The sequence below is a fragment of the Inquilinus limosus genome (genome assembly GCF_051487185.1).
Taxonomy (GTDB): domain Bacteria; phylum Pseudomonadota; class Alphaproteobacteria; order DSM-16000; family Inquilinaceae; genus Inquilinus; species Inquilinus limosus_F.
In genome coordinates, this window is the sequence record NZ_JAHVDK010000010.1 from 114,300 (window position 1) to 129,920 (window position 15,621).

Genomic DNA, 15,621 nt, shown 5'->3' on the forward strand with positions numbered 1-15,621 from the left:
ATGGAGCTGTTTCCCACCGACCTTCTCGATCGGGCCGGCGAGCTGTTCGACCGTCGCATCCGTCTCGGCGTCACGGGGCTGAGCCGCTCCGGCAAATCCGTGTTCATCGCCGCCCTGGTGCATGGGCTGACCGACCCGCGGCGCTTCGGGCTGCTCGACGCCGTGGCCGAAGAGCGGCTGCGCGCCGCGGTGCTGCGGCCGCAGCCGCATCTCGATCTGCCGCGCTTCCCCTATGAGGAGGCGGTGGCCCGGCTGACCGGCGCCGGCGGGCATCCGGACTGGCCGGCCAGCACCCGCAACGTGGCGGAGCTGCGCCTGTCGCTGCGCTTCGCCCCGAAGGGCGGGCTGCGCAGCCTGCTGGGCGACCAGGTGCTGCATCTCGACATCTTCGACTATCCGGGCGAATGGCTGATCGACCTGCCGCTGCTGCAGCGCGACTACGCGGCCTGGGCGGAGGAGGCGCTGGCCCTCTCCGGCACCGGGGTGCGGGCGGCGCTGTCACAGGCTTGGCGCGACGCCATCGCCAAGCTCGACCCGGCCGGGCCGGCGAAGGAGACCGACGCGATCGAGGCGGCGCGGCTCTACACCGACTATCTGCGCGGCTGCCGCACCCATGCGATTCCCCTGAGCCGGCTGCAGCCCGGGCGCTTCCTGCTGCCGGGCGACCTGGAGGGGTCCCCCGCCCTCACCTTCTGCCCGCTGCCGCGGCCGCGGGAGGCCCCGCGCGGATCGCTGTGGCGGCTGATGGAGGAACGCTTCGAGGCCTACAAGGCGAAGGTCATACGCCCCTTCTTCAACGACCATTTCAGCCGGCTGGACCGCCAGATCGTGCTGGTCGACCTGCTGGCCCATCTCGCCGCCGGGCCGGAAAGCCTGCAGGATCTGGGTCGTGCCATGGACGACATCCTGACCTGCTTCAAGACCGGCGGCATCAATTGGCTGTGGCCGTTCGAGACACGGATCCGCAAGGTGCTGTTCGCCGCCACCAAGGCCGACCATCTGCCGCGCGAAGGGCATGAGCCGCTGGTCGGGCTGATGGACGAGCTGCTGCAGCAGAGCGTCCGCCGCACCGCCTTCCAGGGCGCCACCGCCCGGTCGATGGCGATCGCATCGCTGCGCGCCACCCGCGAGGTCGACGTCAAGCATGAGGGCGAGACTTTGCGATGTGTCGCCGGGGTGATCGAGCCGGGCGGCAAGCCTGTCGCTGCCTATCCCGGGGCGCTGCCGCGCAGCCTGCGCGAGGCCCGCGGCGGCGGCCGCTTCGGCGCCCAGCGCTTCCTGCCGCCGGCCGATCTCGGCGCCGACGGCCAGCCCTGGCCGCATATCCGGCTGGACGGGGCGCTGCAGTTCCTGCTCGGGGAGGACCTGGCATGAGCCGGCCGCCCTTCATCCTGGACCAGCCGCCGGAGCCGGAGCGCGAGCCGGGCCGGGCGCCGGCCGTGTTCGCGCTCGAGGAGGCCGAGACGGTGCCGGTGGAGGACGCCCCCGCCCCGGCCGCGCCCGAGCTGGTCGAGCCCGGTCTGCGCCGCCGCCGCAGCCCGGGCAGCGTGGCCCTGCGCATCGCCTTCGGCGCGCTGGTCGGGTTGATCGGGCTGGGCGTCGGCCTCTGGGTCGAGCGGCTGGTCACCGACCTGATGAGCCGGGGCGGTCCGCTGCAGGCGGCGGCGCTGGTGCTGCTCGCGGTCGCCGGGGGTGGGATCCTGGTCTGGGCCGGCTGGGAGCTGCTGGCGCTGCGCCGGCTCGGCCGGGTCGAGGAGATCCGCAGCCTGGGCCGGGCGGCGGCGGGCGGCGACGCCGCCGCGGCCGATGCGGTGATCGCCCGCTTCCGCCGGCTGCACAGCGATGGCCCGGCAGCCGATGGGCTGGCGCGGCTGGAGCGCGAGCGCGACGAGCTGCGCGACCCGGAGGAGCTGATCGGGCTTCTGGAGCTGCACGCCCAGCGGCCGATCGACGCCGCCTGCCGTGCCGCCATCGCGGCCACGGCGCGGCGCACCGCGCTGATCACCACGGTCACGCCCTTCGCCGTCGTCGACATGGTGGCGTCCGGCGCGCTGAACCTGCGGATGATCCGGCGGATCGCCGAGATCCAGGGCTTCCGCCCCGGCCTGTTCGCGACCCTGGCGCTGGTCCGGCGGGTGGCGACGACGCTCTTGATCGCCGGCGGCATCGAGGCCGCCAACGACTATCTCGGCGACTTCCTGGGTGCCGGCCTCTTGCGCGCCTTCGGCCGCCGCGCCGGCGAGGGCGCGATCAACGGCATCCTGACCGTGCGCATCGGCGTCGCCGCGATGAAGGTGTGCCGCCCCCTACCCTACCTGCGCGACACCCCGCCCGGCGCCATGGGCCTGGCCAAGGCGATCTTCGGGGTGGAGGCGGCGCCGAAGGGGAAGGGTTAGGTCGGAGGATCGCCGCGGGTGCCAGCAATCTCCTGCTGGAGTTCGTCCAGGCTCCTCGTGACTTCCTTGGCGGTGAGCCGCTGTCGGTTGGCCACCGCCGCCGCGAGCTGATCTTGGATTGTGGCCAGCCGAGCGTTCTGGCCTGCCTGAAAGCGGTCCATCGGCTTCATGCCGCCATCATCGCTTGAATCGCTGCACCCCTCAAGGCATCTCACATTAAAGATCGGCTCTCCGGCCCCTTCCCGTCATCGCGAGGTGCGAAGCACCGTGGCGATCCAGGGGGCCGGTGCCACTGGATGGCCACGCCCCTTCGGGGCTCGCCATGACGGGTTAGTAGTTTCGGTTGCCAGCCTCAGTTCTGCTTCATCCCCGCGACCAGGGTCGAAATGTTATACCGAAACATCTTGGCGTAAGTTGAAGCCGGTCCGTCCTCGGTCGACAGGGACTCAGCGTAGAGTTCGCCGCCCATCTGGGCGCCGGAGGCCTTGGCCACCTGCTGCACCAGGCGCGGGTCGGTCGCGTTCTCGATGAACACCGCCTTGATGTGCTCGCTCTTGATCTGGTCGATCAGCTTGGCGATGTCGCCGGCCGAGGCCTCGCTCTCGGTCGAGAAGCCGACCGGGGCGTGGAACTCGATGCCGTAGGCGGCGCCGAGATAGCCGAAGGCGTCGTGGCTGGTGATGACCTTGCGCTTGCCCTCGGGGATGGTCGCCACCTCGCGCCGGGCCCAGGCGTCGAGGTCCTTCAGCTCGGCCACATATTTGGCGCCGTTGGCCTGATAGGTCGCGGCATGGGCCGGATCCGCGGCCTCCAGCGCCTTGGCGATGTTGGCGGCGTAGATCGCGCCGTTCGCCGCGCTGTTCCAGGCATGCGGGTCGAGGCCCTCATGGTCATGGCCCTCGTCGTTGTGGCTCTCGTGGGCTTCATGAGCCTCGTGGCCTTCCTCTTCCGCGTGCAGGGTCGGCACCCCCTCGCTCGCGACGACCACCTTGGCCTTGGTGCCGGAGGCGGCGACCAGCCGATCCATCCAGCCCTCGAGCTCCAGCCCGTTGACGACGACAAGGTCGGCCTTCGCCATGGCCTCGGCATCCTGCGGCGTCGGCTCGTAGACATGGGCGTCGCCATTGGGGCCGACCAGGCTGCGGACCTCGACATCGGCGCCGCCCACCTGCCGCACCATGTCGGCGAGGATGGTGATGCTGGTCACGACCGACAGCTTCTCCGCTGCCATCGCCGGCAGCGACAGGGCGGCAAGGGACAGGCCGAGCAGGCCGGCACGGAACGATACTCTCATGCGATGGCTCCGATTGCGGAATGAACTACTGCGCGAAATGGGGCGTCGGCAGGTATCGGGCCCGCAGGCTGTCATGCGTCCCGAAGACCAGCGACAGCACGTAGAAGGCGCCGGCGGTCAGCACGATGCTGGGGCCGGAGGGCAGGCTGCCGTGATAGGAGACGAGCAGGCCGGAATAGCCGGACAGCAGCGCGATCCCGGCGGCCCAGGCGAAGAGCGACCACAGGGAGCGGCTCCAGAACCGCGCCGCGGCTGCCGGCAGCATCATCAGCCCGACCACCATCAAAGTGCCGAGCGCCTGGAAGCCGCCGACCAGATTCAGCACCACCAGCACCAGGAAGGCGAAATGCACCAGGGCGCCGACGCCGCCGACCATGCGGAGATAGCCGGGATCGAAGCATTCGACCACCAGCGGCCGATAGAGGAGCGCCAGCGCGATCAGTGTCACCGTGGCGATGCCGGCCATCAGCAGCAGCGCCGCGTCATCGACCGCGAGGATGGTGCCGAACAGCACATGGATCAGATCGACATTGCTGCCGCGGGTCGAGACGATCAGCACGCCCGACGCCAGCGCGATCAGGTAGAAGGCGGCGAAGGCGGCGTCCTCGCGCAGCGCCGTGACCCGGGTGACCGCGCCAGCCATCAGGGCAACGGCCAGGCCGGCGATCAGCCCGCCCAGCCCCATCGACCACAGCGACAGGCCGGAGACCAGGAAGCCGACCGCGGCACCCGGCAGCACCGCATGCGACATGGCATCGCCGACCAGGCTCATCCGCCGCAACACCAGCAGCACGCCGACCGGGCCGCAGCCGAGCGCCAGCGCCAGACAGGCCACCAGCGCCCGCTGCATGAAGGCGTAGTCGAGGAAGGGCCGGACCAGGAAGTCCCAGAGATCGATCACGCCGCGCTCCGCCGGCAGGGCTCGCCACGCTCGGACCAGGCCTCGGCCATGGCCCGGGCGCGCAGCAGGTTCTCGGCGCACAGCACGTCGCCGGTGCGGCCCCAGCCGACCGGGTCGCGGGCCAGCAGCAGCGTCTCCGGGCAGACCTCGCGCACCTGGTCGAGGTCGTGCAGCACGGTGATCACCGTCCGGCCCTCGCCATGCCAGCGCCGGACCACGTCGACCAGATCGCGCGTTGTCTTGGCGTCGAGCGCGGTGAAAGGCTCGTCGAGCAGGATCACCCGCCCGTCCTGCAGCAGCAGCCGGGCGAACAGCACGCGCTGGAACTGGCCGGCCGAGAGGCTGCCGATCGGCCGTGCCTCGAACCCGCCGAGGCCGACCGCCTCCAGCGCCTCGGCGGCGCGACGGCGCAGATCCTTCGACGCACCGCCGAAGATCCCAATCTTGGCCCAGCCGCCGAGCAGCACGGTATCGGCGACGGAGATCGGGAAGCTGCGGTCGATCTCCGCCAGCTGCGGCAGATAGGCGATCTCGCGCCGGCGCAGCCCGCCGAGATCGACATGGCCGGACAAGGGTGTCAGCAGGCCGGCGATGGTCTTCAGCAAGGTCGACTTGCCGGCCCCGTTCGGGCCGACGATGGCGGTCAGCGTGCCGGGCTCGAAGCTGCCGTCGACATGATGCACCGCCGGGTGCCGCTCATAGCCGGCGGTGAGGTTGGCGAGGCGGATACGGCCGGCGGTCATGGCGCCGCTCCGAACCAGCCCATGGCCCAGGCCACGGCGAGCCACAGCACGGCGATCAGCGCGAAGGCGACGAGCAGCCGCGCCCCGACCGGCGCGGCCAGCGCCGACGGCCCGATCTCCCCGGCCCGGCGGGCGGCGTGGGCGGGATGGTGATGCGTCACGGTCATGGGTCAGCCGCTGGCTTGAAATGGTCCGGCACCTTAGCGCCCGGCGGGCGCGGCACCATTGACGTTAATGTATAACATCTGTGCGATATCGGAAAGCGCCGGCCGGGCCGATCGGCTCGTTCCTGGGGAGAAGACCGGCGTCGCGCCGATTGCGGCGTCAGTCGGCCGGCTTGCCCGGCAGGTCCTTCAGGTGATGGATCCAGGGAAGCGCCGAGCGGCACCACATCTGCCGCTTCGGCACCAGCCGGTCGCGCTGGCGGATGCTGCCCCAGCGGATACCCCAGATCTCGGCATCGGCGCCCTCGCCGCTGGTGAAGAGCGGCGATCCGCATTCCGGGCAGAAGTACTGCAGCCGCCGGCGACCGCTGTCGCCGGTCTTGATATAGACCTTCGGCTCGTGCGCGGTCAGCCGGATCCGGTCGCGCGACGCGGTCACCGTGACCCGGAAGGGCGAGCCGGTCAGCATCTGGCAATCGGTACAGTGGCAGACCCCCACCCGCTCCGGGTCGATCTCCGCCTCGTAGGCCACATGGCCGCAATGGCACCGGCCGTCGATCCGCATCATGGCGCACCCCGCCCCGCATGGACCAGCGTCCCACCCTAGCCTATCGCCCGCCGGCCCGCAGCCGGCGCAGCACCAGATGCTTCAGGGCCGGTGGGATATGGCCGGGCGACGGCCAGTCCACCGCCAGGCCGAGGGCGGCGCATTCGGCCGCGATCTGCCGCCCGTTCTCGTAGCGGATCTGGCCGAGACGCGGCAGGGCGTCGGCGCGGCGATGATCGAAGGGGCGGCCGGACTGGGCCTCGCGGAAGCCGTGGTGGAAGTCGGGATGCACCAGCACCCGCCGCGCTTCCGGCCAGTGCCGGGCCAACCGCGTTGCGACATCGGACGGATCCATCATGGCCGCAGATCGACCAGCGCGGCACGGCCGCCGGCATCGCCCGCTGCCAGCCAGCGCCCATCCGGCGAGAAGGCCAGGGCCTCGACCGCCGCGCCGTTCGGGCGCAGCACCGGGACATAGCCACTGCCGTCGAGCGGCATCAGCGCGACGAAGCCATCCTTGGCGCCGGCGGCCGCGACCGGCAGCTGCGGATGCGCCGCGACGCGGGTGATCGGCACGCCGCGGGCCCAGCCGCTCTCGCTGGCGGTGCCGCCCATCGGGCCGTCGCGGCCGGCGAAGCGCCAGGACACCACGCCTTCGGAGCCCGAGGTCAGCAGCGCCTTTCCGCCCTCGGCCCAGGCCAGCGACCGCGGCTTGGCCGGATAGCCCGGCATCTGCATGTGCACGCCGTCCGACAGGCGCCAGGCGTGCAGCGCCTTCTCCTGCATTGCCGAGACGACGAAGCGCGACCGCGGATGCCAGGTGACGGCGAGATGCGCCCCCTGCCAGGCGAACAGCTTCGCGGTCCACTCGCGCTTGCGCGGCGTCCAGACGGTGACACCGCCGTAATGCGCCGCGGCGATGCGCCGGCCGTGCGGGTCGAAGGCGGCGCCGTCGATGGCGGCCGGGCCCTGCAGCTGCGTGACCGGTGCGCCCGCGGCGTCGAACACCAGCACCTCTCGCCCGGCGACGGCCAGGCGGCGCCCGGTGGCGGGGGCTGCATCGACGGTGACGATCCAGCGGCCCGGCACGGTGGCGATCTCCGCCACCGACCCGTCCGGCCCGATGCGCAGCAGGCGGCCGTCGTCGCCGCCGCTGAGGAAGCCGCCGGCGACATCCGGCCCCAGCGCCAGGACGGCACCGCCGTGTGCCGGCACGGCGGTCGCCTCCGATGCTGCGGGGTCCGCCAGCCGGACGGTACCATCGCCCAGGCCGAAGGCGACATTCCCGGCCGCATGGAAGGCGGCGGCCACGACCGGCGCCGGCCAGGCCCAGATCGTGCCCTTCTCCTCCGCCAGGGCCTTGGGCGGCAGCAGCAGGCTCATGCGACGGCGCAGCCCTCGAAGCCGGCGCGCAGCACGGCGGCCTCGAGCTTGCGGCCGATCAGCACGAGGCGGCTCTCCCGCGGCTGGCCAGGCCGCCAGGCCGGGGCGAAATCGCCCTCCTGCAGCATGTGCACGCCTTGGAACACGAATGGCCGGTCCTCGCCGGCGAAATCGAGGATGCCCTTGCTGCGGAGGATGTCGGCGCCGCGGATCGCCAGCAGCATGCCGATCCAGTCGACGAAGCGGCGGCCGTCGAGTGGCCGGTCGAGCCGGAACGAGACGCTGCCGACGCCCTCGTCGTGCTCGTGATGATGGGCATGGCCGTCGAGCAGGTCGGGGTCGAGCGCCAGCAGCCGGTCGAGGTCGAAGGCGCCGCTGCCCATCACCGCGCCGAGGTCGACGTCGCAGCGCCGCGTGCGCAGCAGCCGCGCCATCGGGTTGATGGCGCGCAGCCGCGCTTCGACCGCCGCCAGGCCGCCCTCGTCCGCGAGGTCGGTCTTGTTGATGAGGATCGTGTCGGCGAAGGCCACCTGCTCCTCCGCCTCGTCGCTGTCGTGGAGCCGGGCCTCGATGTGCCGGGCATCGACCACGGTGACGATCGAATCGAGGGCGGTGCGCTCGCGCACCTCGTCGTCGACCAGGAAGGTCTGGGCCACCGGGGCCGGGTCGGCCAGGCCGGTCGTCTCGATCAGGATGCCGTCGAACCCGCCCGCCCGCTTCATCAGCCCGCCGATGATCCGGATCAGGTCGCCGCGCACCGAGCAGCAGAGGCAGCCATTGTTCATGGCGAACACCTCCTCGTCGGCGCCGACCACGAGGTCGCAGTCGATGCCGATCTCGCCGAACTCGTTGACGATCACGGCGTAACGCTTGCCATGCGCCTCGGAGAGGATGCGGTTCAGCAGCGTGGTCTTGCCGGCGCCGAGATAGCCGGTCAGCAGCGTGACGGGGATGCGGGACATGACGGGCCTCAGGGTTCCGAATTTAATTGTTACTATATAACATATAGCAGAACGCAAGCCTATCGCCCATTGGCCGATGGGATGCTATGCACAGGAATGCATCCGGCGTCGGTCGCTGCATCGTGCCCCAGAATCGCCCAGATTTTCCGCGAGGCACGAGGCGGGACGGCCAGTTCCGCCGTCCCTGCAAGCCGAGGACCGACATGCCCGCTTCCGCCCCGTCCCGCCGCGCCTTCCTGTGCGGTTGCGCCGCCGGCCTGTCGCTGGCCCTGATGCGGCCGGTTCGGGCGCAGGACGGGGAGGCTCCGCCGCCGCTGGGGTTCCGCGAGCTGGCCGACGGCATCTGGCTGCACACGAGCTGGAAGAAGTTCGAGCAGGGGTGGGTCCCGACCAACGGCCTGGCCCTGGTCGGGCCCGAGGAGGTGCTTCTGATCGACACCGCCTGGACGCCGGTGCAGACCGTGATGCTGCTGGGGCGTCTGGCTGAGGTGGCGCCGAACCGGCCCGTCAATCTGGTGGTGACGCATGCCCATGACGACCGGCTGGCCGGGCTGGCGGCGGTGCATGCCCGCGGCGGCTGGTCGCTGGCCCGCGACGAGACGGTCAAGGCGGCCGAGGCCCAGGGCGCCGGCACGATCCAGCGCAGCTGGAGCGGCGAATCGACCACGATCACCGTGGGCGGCCGGGCGGTCGAGCTGTTCTATCCGGGTCCGGCGCACACCCGCGACAACACCGTCGCCTTCCTGCCGGAGAGCGCCCTGCTGTTCGGCAGCCGCATGATCCGGGCGGCCGAGGACAACACTCTCGGCACTATCGCCGAATCCGACATCTGCCGCTGGCCGCAATCGGTCGAGGCGGTGGTCGCCCGTTATGGCAAGGCGGCGAAGATCGTGGTGCCCGGCGATGGCGAACCCGGCGACGCCGAGCTGCTGGCCCACACCCATCAGCTGGCCAAGGCGGAAGCCGCGAAGAACTGCAGCCCGGCCGGCTAGACCGCAGCGGCCCCCGTGCGGGCGGCGCAGTCGCGGCAGCGGCCGAGGATCTCGATGGTGCGGCTGTCAGCGACGAATCCGATCCGCCCGGTCCAGGCTTCGATCAGCCGGTCGACCGCGGGATCCGTGATCTCCTCCACCCGGCCGCAGTCGCGGCAGATGGCGAATTGCGCCGGATGGGTGTGGTGGTGGTCCGGCCCGCCGCACACCACATAGGCGTTGAGCGATTCGATCCGGTGCACCAAGCCGCGGTCGAGCAGCCCCTTCAGCGCCCGGTACACCACCGGCGGCGCGGTGATGCCGTCGCCCTTCATCTCGCGCAGGATATCGTAGGCGCTGGCGGGCTCGGCGCTGGCCCGCACCAGGTCGAGCACCCGCTGCTGCCAATGCGACAGGCCGGCGCGCGGGGGCCGGCCCCGGCGGGCGGTTTTCGGTACCGCGGCGGCCTTGCCCTTCGGCGCCGCCGGCGAGCCTTCCAGCTTCTGTCTCATGCTGCGAGTGATAGCATGCGGCATCGCCCGAGCGCCACGTTTCGCCGATCTTGAAACCGACCGGTCACCCCCCAATTTCCTTACTAACGGGAGAGGGATGCCGCGTGGTCCTTCTCCGCAGGCGCCGGGGAACCGGGCCGCCCGAGCCGGGGGTTCCGGCAGCTCGCTCTCAGGAGGAGTGACCATGACGCGGGTGTCGCTGTTCAACAGCCCGCTCCTGCTCGGCTTCGAGCAGTTCGAGCGGACGCTCGACCGGATCGGCAGGACGCCGAGCGACGGCTATCCGCCCTACAACATCGAGCAGATTGGTGAGGACCAGCTTCGCATCACCTTGGCTGTGGCCGGCTTCACCGATGCCGACTTGTCGGTGCAGATCGAAGACAACCAGTTGGTGATCCGTGGCAAGCAGACCGACGACAAGGAGCGAGTTTTCCTGCATCGCGGCATCGCCGCCCGCCAGTTCCAGCGCGCCTTCGTGCTGGCCGAGGGCATCGAGGTGACCGGAGCGTCGCTCGACAACGGGCTCCTGAACATCGACCTGCGCCGGCCAGTGCCGGAGGCCAAGGTCCGGACGATCGCCATCAACCGCGCCGCGGCGAAGCCCAACGGCAAGACCGCGATCGACGTCACCACCGACGTCGAAGGGTGAACCGAAACCGGTGACAACCATCATGAACACCAACGCCATTCCCACCTTCACCGAGATGTCGCCGACCGACTTCGCGGCGCTGGGCCTGAACCAGATCGCCTTCGTCAAGCCGGTGGTGGTCGATGATCAGCCCGCCTTTGCCGTGCACGGCGCCGACGGCACCCCGCTGGCCGTGGTCAAGGACCGCGACCTGGCCTTTGCCGTGATCCGGCAGAACGATATGGAGCCGGTCAGCGCGCACTGACCCGCAGCCCTCCCGCTGAACCGACACGAAAGCCCCGCCGCCGGCGGGGCTTTCTATTTCACGGCGCCCGCGGTCAGGCCGGCGATGAACCAGCGGCCGACGATGCCGAACAGCAGGACCACCGGGATGGTCGCCAGCGTCGCCCCGGCCAGGAGCAGGCCCCAGTCGATCTGGTACTGGCCGATGATGCCGGCGAAGCCGACCGGCAAGGTGCGGTTGGCGTCGGACAGGATCAGCACCGAGGCGAAGAGATATTCGGTCCAGCTGGCGATGAAGGCGAAGATGGCGACGCTGGCGATGCCGGGCGCGGCCAGCGGCACCATGATCCGGACCAGGATGGCGAGGTGCGAGGCGCCGTCGATCAGCGCCGCCTCCTCCAGCTCCGCCGGGATCGCGGCGAAGAAGCTGCGCATCATCCAGATCGCGAAGGGCGAGGCGAAGGTGACGTTGACCACCACCAGCGCCGCCGGCGTATCGATCAGCGCCGCCTGCGACATCATCCCGTAAAGCGGGATCAGGATCAGGATGCCGGGGAAGGCATAGGCCACCAGCACGGCGCGGAACAGCAGCTCACGCCCGGGAAAGCGCAGCCGGTAGAAGCCGTAGGCGGCGAGCACGGCAAGCAGCACGGTGATCGCGGTCGAGCCGAGCCCGACCACGAGGCTGTTGCCGAGATAGCGCGGATAGTCCGAGGCGCCGAGCAGCTTCTCGAAATGCCGCAGAGTGAAGGATTCCGGCACCAGCGTCGGCGTGCGGGCGATGATCTCCCGCGGCGCCTTGATCGAGCCGGTGATGATCCACCAGAAGGGCAGCAGCACCAGCACGGCGAGGCCGAAAAGCCCACCGCCGATCGCCAGGCCCCGGCCGAGGCTTCGCCTCACCCCTCCGAGGCTCCGCCTCACCCCTCCCCCTTCGGCGCCAGGGCCCGGGTCAGGAGGACGGCCAAGACCATCAGCAGCAGACTGACCAGCACCGACATCGCCGCCGCCTGCCCCAGCCGGTAGGACTTGAATGCCGTCTCGTAGATCAGCACCGGCAGGGTCTGGGTCGCGCCGGACGGGCCGCCCGCCGTGGTCAGCCAGATGATGTCGAATACATTGAAGGACAGCAGCGTGCCGACGACGCCGAGCACCAGCATGGTCGGCTGCAACAGCGGCCAGGTGATGCGGCGGAAACGCTGCCAGGGCCCCGCCCCGTCGATCGCCGCGGCCTCATGGAGATCGGCCGGGATGCGCTGCAGCCCGGCCAACAGCATGACCGCCACGAAGGGGAACCAGCGCCAGGAATTGATCACGATCAGCGAGGCCATGGCGCTGCCCGGCCCGGCGAAAAAGCCGACCGGTCGATCGGTCAATCCGAGCGACACCAGGAGATAATTCACCACGCCGCCCGAGGTGCCGAGCAGCCAGCGCCAGATGATGACGACGACGATGGTCGGCACGATCCATGACAGGATCACCCAGACGCGCACCAGCCGCACGCCACGAAAGTGCTGGTTCAGCAGCAGCGCGGTGCCAAGGGCGAGCAGCGTCTGCAGCACGGCGTTGCCGGCCACCCAGATCAGGCTGCGGCCCAGCGCCGTCCACAGCCGGGCCATGCCGAGAACGTCCGCGTAGTTGCCGAACCCGACGAACCCGCCGTCCGAGCCGATGACGCGGATGTCGCGCAGGCTGATCGCGACCGCGGCGCCGAGCGGATATAGGATGGTCGCCGCCAGCCAGACCAGCACCGGCGCGACCATCAGCCCGCCGGCGATCGCATCAGACCGGGCTCGTGTTCGCGAAGACCTCATGGGCCGGTGCCGCCCCCTCACCCGGAACCGCTGACGCGGTTCCGACCTCTCCCCAGGGAGAGGTGTGGAGCCGGTGCCCTGTTCCCCTCTCCTCGGGGAGAGGGAGGGGCCCGGCCCGTCAGGGCCGGGAGGGTGAGGGGGTGGAGCGGAACCACCGGTAGTCCGCTCCCCTTACCGAACCGCCTCCTGCATGCGGGCTTGGCCTTGCTTCACCGCCTCCGCGGCGGGCACCTCGTCGATCACCACCTTCTGCAGCGTCTCGGCCAGGATGTTCTGGGCCGAGATGGCGGCGATGCTGGGGAAGGTGTGCCCGCCGGTGAAGCCGAACAGCGCGCCGTTGCGGCTGTTCTCGATCATCGCCTCGATCTGCGGCCGGTACTTCACCACCAGCGGGTCGTTCCACAGGCTTTTCGCCTTGGCGCCGTCGGCGGTGACGGGCAGGAACAGCCCCGGCTCCATGTTCAGGAAGCGGCCATAGGTCTCCGGCTCCAGCAGCCAGGCGATGAAGGTCTCCGCCGCCTTCCGCTTGGCCTCGTCCTTAGCCAGGATCATCACCGCGTTGGAATAGGCGATGGTGCCCGATTCCTTGCGGTCGTCGGCATGCGGGATCGGGGCCACGCCGAGATCCTGGGCGTCGCCCTCGGCCTGGCTGTCATAGGTGCTGATGACGGTGAACTGCAGGATCATGCCGCAGCCGCCGCTCGCGAAGCAGGCCTCGGCTTCGCCCCAGGTCCAGCCCGGCGCGTCGGCGGAGGAGAACTGGTAGAGCTCCTTGTAGAAATCGTAGGCCTGCACCGTTTGCGGATTGTCGAAGCGCAGTGTGCCGTCGGGATTGTAGATGTCGGCGGCGCCGGCATTGACCATCAGGTCATAGACGGTCTGGTCGGTGTAGAGATGCTTGTTGGCCGGCAGGCCGATGCCGAAGCGGCCGTCCGCGGTCAGCTTCTCCGCCGCCGCCTTCCATTCGCTCCAGGTCTTCGGCGGCTTCAGCCCAGCCTCTTCGAACACGCTCTTCCGGTACCACAGCGACATCGCCATGTTGTACAGCGGCACCGCCCAGACGCCGCCGTCATAGCTGTAGGGCGCCAGCGCGCTGGGCACGAAATGGTGCTGGGCGTCGAGCTGCTTGACGAAGCCCTCGACCGACTGCAGCGCGCCGAGATCCTTCAGGATCGGGGTGAAGTCCGGGATCGCGAACAGCAGGTCCGGCGCGTTGCCGGCAGCGAGCGCGGCCGGCGCCTTGGCGTAGATCTCGCCCCAGCTCTGCGGCTCCTGTTTCACCGCGATATCGGGATGGCTCTTGTTGAAGGCGTCGATCAGTTCCTGCACCCGCGCCACCCGGTGCGGCGGCTGCTCCATGTGCCACAGCACGAGTTGCACCGGCGCCGCCTGAGCGGCAGCGCTCCAGACCAGCACAGCCGCGGCCATGCCTGTCACGATCGACCATTTCGTCGCCATTACCTCTCTCCCCTGTTTGTCCCGCGGCCCGGATCCGGCGCTCGTTGGCCGAGCGTCCGCCGAGGCCGTCTGTTGTTTCGTTACAGATGCGGGTTCCGCGTCCGGTAACGTTCCACTAGCGCGGCGTTACGCTCCTTCGCCCCTGGCATGTTGGCGCTGACATAGGCCGGCGGCACCTCGCCCGACCGGACCAGCCGCGCCACAGTCTCGGTCAGCACCGCGTTCCAGATGGCGGCGCCCAGCACTGTCGAGATTGGCCCGACCGTCAGCCCTTCCGCCGCCGTCACCGAGGCGTCGCCGGGCGGCCCCTGGTTGTCGATGGCGATGTCGGCGGTCTCGGCCAGGGTCGGGCGGCCGGCGGCCGCGGCCCGGGAATAGGCGATCGAGGTCACGGCCACCACCCGGGCCCCCTTCTCCCGACCGTAACGCGCGGCCTCCACCGGCACGGCGTTGACGCCGCTGTTGGAGAAGACGAACAGCGTGTCGTCCGGCCCGATCGGATAGCGGCCGAGCAGCGGAGCGGCCAGGCCGGACATCCGCTCCAGCGCCCCCGAGACCACCGCCCCTTCGTGCAGCATCACCGAGGAGGCCAGGATCGGCACCACGCAGGCCAGCCCGCCGGCGCGGAAATGCCCTTCCTCCGCCATCAGATGCGAGTGGCCGGTGCCGAAGATGTAGATCAGCCCGTCGCGCCGGATGGTCTCGACGCAGGCCGCGGCCGCGGCGCCGATCGCCTCGCCCTGGGTCGCGGTCAGGGCGGCGATGCGGTCGGCGATGCCGGCGAGATAGGCGGCGGCGCCCGAAAGCGTAGCGGCTGCGGTCATGGCTCCGTGGTGTCCGGTGGGGAAAGACGCGCCCGCATCTTGTAGCGGTCGCCGCGATAGGCGGAGCGGACGAATTCGATGACCTGGCCGGCGGCGTCGACGGTGTGCCGGGTGAAGACCAGGATCGGCGCGCTGCGCGGGATGTCGAGGGCGCCGGCGGTCATGGCGTCGGGCAGGTCGGCCTCGACCGTCTGCTCCGCCTGCCAGGGCACCAGGCCGTAGTCGCGGCGCAGCACCTCGTATAGCGATGCGCTGCGGAAATCGTGACGGTCGAGGATGCCGGGCACCAGCGCCTCCGGCAGCCAGGTGATCTCGAAGGCCATCGGCACGGCATCGGCCAGGCGGACGCGCTCCAGCAGCACCAGCGGTGCCCCTTCGGCCACGCCCAGCGCCTCGCGCGGCTCGCCTGTCGCCGGCACCACGGCCTGGCGCAGGATCACGCTGGCGGCGCGGCGGCCGAGGCGGGCCATGTCCTCGCTGAAGCCGGTCAGCCGCTGCAGCCGCTGGTCGACCTTCGGCCGGGCGACGAAGCAGCCGCGGCCGATCCGGCTTTCGATCAGCCCGGCATCGGTCAGGCTCTTGAAGGCCTGGCGCACAGTCATCCGGCTGATGCCGAGCTGGTCGGCCAGATCGCGCTCGGAGGGCAGCCGGTCGCCGACGGCGAAGCCGCCGCGGCGGATGCGGTCGGCCAGATCCTCGGCGATCTGCTGATAGATCGGCTTGTCCGTCGGCGTGGGCTGTAGGTCGGTCATGGCAGGCCCTGGTGGTCTAGACCACAATT

20 protein-coding genes are annotated in these 15,621 nt (G+C 70.4%); 5 read left to right on the forward strand and 15 right to left on the reverse strand.

The annotated features are described in order from the left end of the window. Together KXR53_RS13585 and KXR53_RS13590 are read left to right on the forward strand one after the other, a co-directional pair. Positions 1–1,374: a YcjX family protein gene (locus KXR53_RS13585; protein ID WP_437375710.1), complete on the forward strand. Its 1,374-nt coding sequence runs from the start codon at positions 1–3 to the stop codon at positions 1,372–1,374. After that, entirely contained in the window at positions 1,371–2,396 is a 1,026-nt protein-coding gene (locus KXR53_RS13590; RefSeq protein ID WP_437375711.1) for a TIGR01620 family protein, read from the forward strand. Before KXR53_RS13585 ends, KXR53_RS13590 begins: the two co-directional genes overlap by 4 nt. Here KXR53_RS13590 and KXR53_RS13595 read toward each other — a convergent pair. The 9 genes from KXR53_RS13595 to KXR53_RS13635 form a co-directional block, all read right to left on the reverse strand. Then, positions 2,393–2,566 (reverse strand): hypothetical protein, encoded by a 174-nt coding sequence (locus tag KXR53_RS13595; RefSeq protein ID WP_437375712.1) that lies wholly within the window; start codon positions 2,564–2,566, stop codon positions 2,393–2,395. The two genes, KXR53_RS13590 and KXR53_RS13595, sit on opposite strands and share 4 nt — an antisense overlap. 182 nt (positions 2,567–2,748) lie before the next feature. Beyond that, the gene (locus KXR53_RS13600) at positions 2,749–3,690 is read right to left on the reverse strand and encodes a metal ABC transporter substrate-binding protein (RefSeq protein ID WP_437375713.1); all 942 of its coding nucleotides are present in this window, start codon (positions 3,688–3,690) and stop codon (positions 2,749–2,751) included. 25 nt (positions 3,691–3,715) lie between these two features. Then, positions 3,716–4,591 (reverse strand): metal ABC transporter permease, encoded by an 876-nt coding sequence (locus tag KXR53_RS13605; protein ID WP_437375714.1) that lies wholly within the window; start codon positions 4,589–4,591, stop codon positions 3,716–3,718. Beyond that, complete coding sequence (locus KXR53_RS13610) at positions 4,588–5,334, reverse strand: metal ABC transporter ATP-binding protein (protein WP_437375715.1); 747 nt, start codon at positions 5,332–5,334, stop codon at positions 4,588–4,590. Before KXR53_RS13610 ends, KXR53_RS13605 begins: the two co-directional genes overlap by 4 nt. Further along, entirely contained in the window at positions 5,331–5,501 is a 171-nt protein-coding gene (locus KXR53_RS13615; protein ID WP_437375716.1) for a hypothetical protein, read from the reverse strand. The genes KXR53_RS13610 and KXR53_RS13615 overlap by 4 nt, the downstream gene beginning before the upstream one ends. A gap of 157 nt (positions 5,502–5,658) precedes the next feature. Then, positions 5,659–6,066 (reverse strand): GFA family protein, encoded by a 408-nt coding sequence (locus KXR53_RS13620; RefSeq protein WP_437375717.1) that lies wholly within the window; start codon positions 6,064–6,066, stop codon positions 5,659–5,661. A 40-nt stretch (positions 6,067–6,106) separates the two neighbouring features. Beyond that, positions 6,107–6,403 carry a hypothetical protein gene (locus KXR53_RS13625; RefSeq protein WP_437375718.1) on the reverse strand — a complete coding sequence of 99 codons (297 nt, stop codon included), beginning with the start codon at positions 6,401–6,403 and terminating at the stop codon, positions 6,107–6,109. After that, positions 6,400–7,428 carry a WD40 repeat domain-containing protein gene (locus KXR53_RS13630; protein ID WP_437375719.1) on the reverse strand — a complete coding sequence of 343 codons (1,029 nt, stop codon included), beginning with the start codon at positions 7,426–7,428 and terminating at the stop codon, positions 6,400–6,402. Before KXR53_RS13630 ends, KXR53_RS13625 begins: the two co-directional genes overlap by 4 nt. Next, a complete protein-coding gene (locus KXR53_RS13635) occupies positions 7,425–8,390 on the reverse strand; it encodes a CobW family GTP-binding protein (protein WP_437375720.1) in 966 nt (321 codons plus the stop codon). Before KXR53_RS13635 ends, KXR53_RS13630 begins: the two co-directional genes overlap by 4 nt. Positions 8,391–8,593: 203 nt before the next feature. Here KXR53_RS13635 and KXR53_RS13640 point away from each other — a divergent pair, with 203 nt between their 5' ends. Next, positions 8,594–9,382, forward strand: coding sequence for an MBL fold metallo-hydrolase (locus KXR53_RS13640; RefSeq protein WP_437375721.1), 789 nt, complete (start codon positions 8,594–8,596; stop codon positions 9,380–9,382). Here the strand turns inward: KXR53_RS13640 and KXR53_RS13645 are convergent. Beyond that, on the reverse strand, positions 9,379–9,873 hold the full coding sequence (locus KXR53_RS13645; RefSeq protein ID WP_437375722.1) for a Fur family transcriptional regulator: 495 nt from the start codon (positions 9,871–9,873) through the stop codon (positions 9,379–9,381). The two genes, KXR53_RS13640 and KXR53_RS13645, sit on opposite strands and share 4 nt — an antisense overlap. A 184-nt stretch (positions 9,874–10,057) precedes the next feature. On the opposite strand from KXR53_RS13645, the gene KXR53_RS13650 reads away from it, so the two are divergent. Further along, the gene (locus tag KXR53_RS13650) at positions 10,058–10,522 is read left to right on the forward strand and encodes an Hsp20 family protein (protein ID WP_437375723.1); all 465 of its coding nucleotides are present in this window, start codon (positions 10,058–10,060) and stop codon (positions 10,520–10,522) included. Positions 10,523–10,544: 22 nt separating this feature from the next. Beyond that, positions 10,545–10,766: a DUF1150 family protein gene (locus KXR53_RS13655; RefSeq protein ID WP_437375724.1), complete on the forward strand. Its 222-nt coding sequence runs from the start codon at positions 10,545–10,547 to the stop codon at positions 10,764–10,766. A 53-nt stretch (positions 10,767–10,819) separates the two neighbouring features. Here the strand turns inward: KXR53_RS13655 and KXR53_RS13660 are convergent, their stop codons facing one another. The 5 genes from KXR53_RS13660 to KXR53_RS13680 form a co-directional block, all read right to left on the reverse strand. Further along, positions 10,820–11,647 (reverse strand): carbohydrate ABC transporter permease, encoded by an 828-nt coding sequence (locus KXR53_RS13660; RefSeq protein ID WP_437375725.1) that lies wholly within the window; start codon positions 11,645–11,647, stop codon positions 10,820–10,822. Positions 11,648–11,664: 17 nt separating this feature from the next. Beyond that, positions 11,665–12,507 (reverse strand): carbohydrate ABC transporter permease, encoded by an 843-nt coding sequence (locus KXR53_RS13665; RefSeq protein ID WP_437375726.1) that lies wholly within the window; start codon positions 12,505–12,507, stop codon positions 11,665–11,667. A gap of 222 nt (positions 12,508–12,729) precedes the next feature. Continuing rightward, complete coding sequence (locus KXR53_RS13670) at positions 12,730–14,016, reverse strand: ABC transporter substrate-binding protein (RefSeq protein WP_437375727.1); 1,287 nt, start codon at positions 14,014–14,016, stop codon at positions 12,730–12,732. A gap of 80 nt (positions 14,017–14,096) precedes the next feature. After that, positions 14,097–14,840, reverse strand: coding sequence for an SIS domain-containing protein (locus KXR53_RS13675; protein WP_437375728.1), 744 nt, complete (start codon positions 14,838–14,840; stop codon positions 14,097–14,099). Further along, the gene (locus KXR53_RS13680; RefSeq protein WP_437375729.1) at positions 14,837–15,592 is read right to left on the reverse strand and encodes a GntR family transcriptional regulator; all 756 of its coding nucleotides are present in this window, start codon (positions 15,590–15,592) and stop codon (positions 14,837–14,839) included. Before KXR53_RS13680 ends, KXR53_RS13675 begins: the two co-directional genes overlap by 4 nt. Between the last annotated feature and the right edge of the window lie 29 nt (positions 15,593–15,621).

What these genes read in the sequence shown, in the direction of transcription:
- KXR53_RS13585 (WP_437375710.1), top strand. Translation starts at nt 1, where the DNA reads ATGGAGCTGTTTCCCACCGACCTTCTCGATCGGGCCGGCGAGCTGTTC.
- KXR53_RS13590 (WP_437375711.1), top strand. Translation starts at nt 1,371, where the DNA reads ATGAGCCGGCCGCCCTTCATCCTGGACCAGCCGCCGGAGCCGGAGCGC.
- KXR53_RS13595 (WP_437375712.1), bottom strand. Translation starts at nt 2,566, where the DNA reads ATGAAGCCGATGGACCGCTTTCAGGCAGGCCAGAACGCTCGGCTGGCC.
- KXR53_RS13600 (WP_437375713.1), bottom strand. Translation starts at nt 3,690, where the DNA reads ATGAGAGTATCGTTCCGTGCCGGCCTGCTCGGCCTGTCCCTTGCCGCC.
- KXR53_RS13610 (WP_437375715.1), bottom strand. Translation starts at nt 5,334, where the DNA reads ATGACCGCCGGCCGTATCCGCCTCGCCAACCTCACCGCCGGCTATGAG.
- KXR53_RS13615 (WP_437375716.1), bottom strand. Translation starts at nt 5,501, where the DNA reads ATGACCGTGACGCATCACCATCCCGCCCACGCCGCCCGCCGGGCCGGG.
- KXR53_RS13620 (WP_437375717.1), bottom strand. Translation starts at nt 6,066, where the DNA reads ATGATGCGGATCGACGGCCGGTGCCATTGCGGCCATGTGGCCTACGAG.
- KXR53_RS13625 (WP_437375718.1), bottom strand. Translation starts at nt 6,403, where the DNA reads ATGATGGATCCGTCCGATGTCGCAACGCGGTTGGCCCGGCACTGGCCG.
- KXR53_RS13630 (WP_437375719.1), bottom strand. Translation starts at nt 7,428, where the DNA reads ATGAGCCTGCTGCTGCCGCCCAAGGCCCTGGCGGAGGAGAAGGGCACG.
- KXR53_RS13635 (WP_437375720.1), bottom strand. Translation starts at nt 8,390, where the DNA reads ATGTCCCGCATCCCCGTCACGCTGCTGACCGGCTATCTCGGCGCCGGC.
- KXR53_RS13640 (WP_437375721.1), top strand. Translation starts at nt 8,594, where the DNA reads ATGCCCGCTTCCGCCCCGTCCCGCCGCGCCTTCCTGTGCGGTTGCGCC.
- KXR53_RS13645 (WP_437375722.1), bottom strand. Translation starts at nt 9,873, where the DNA reads ATGAGACAGAAGCTGGAAGGCTCGCCGGCGGCGCCGAAGGGCAAGGCC.
- KXR53_RS13650 (WP_437375723.1), top strand. Translation starts at nt 10,058, where the DNA reads ATGACGCGGGTGTCGCTGTTCAACAGCCCGCTCCTGCTCGGCTTCGAG.
- KXR53_RS13655 (WP_437375724.1), top strand. Translation starts at nt 10,545, where the DNA reads ATGAACACCAACGCCATTCCCACCTTCACCGAGATGTCGCCGACCGAC.
- KXR53_RS13665 (WP_437375726.1), bottom strand. Translation starts at nt 12,507, where the DNA reads ATGGTCGCGCCGGTGCTGGTCTGGCTGGCGGCGACCATCCTATATCCG.
- KXR53_RS13670 (WP_437375727.1), bottom strand. Translation starts at nt 14,016, where the DNA reads ATGGCGACGAAATGGTCGATCGTGACAGGCATGGCCGCGGCTGTGCTG.
- KXR53_RS13675 (WP_437375728.1), bottom strand. Translation starts at nt 14,840, where the DNA reads ATGACCGCAGCCGCTACGCTTTCGGGCGCCGCCGCCTATCTCGCCGGC.
- KXR53_RS13680 (WP_437375729.1), bottom strand. Translation starts at nt 15,592, where the DNA reads ATGACCGACCTACAGCCCACGCCGACGGACAAGCCGATCTATCAGCAG.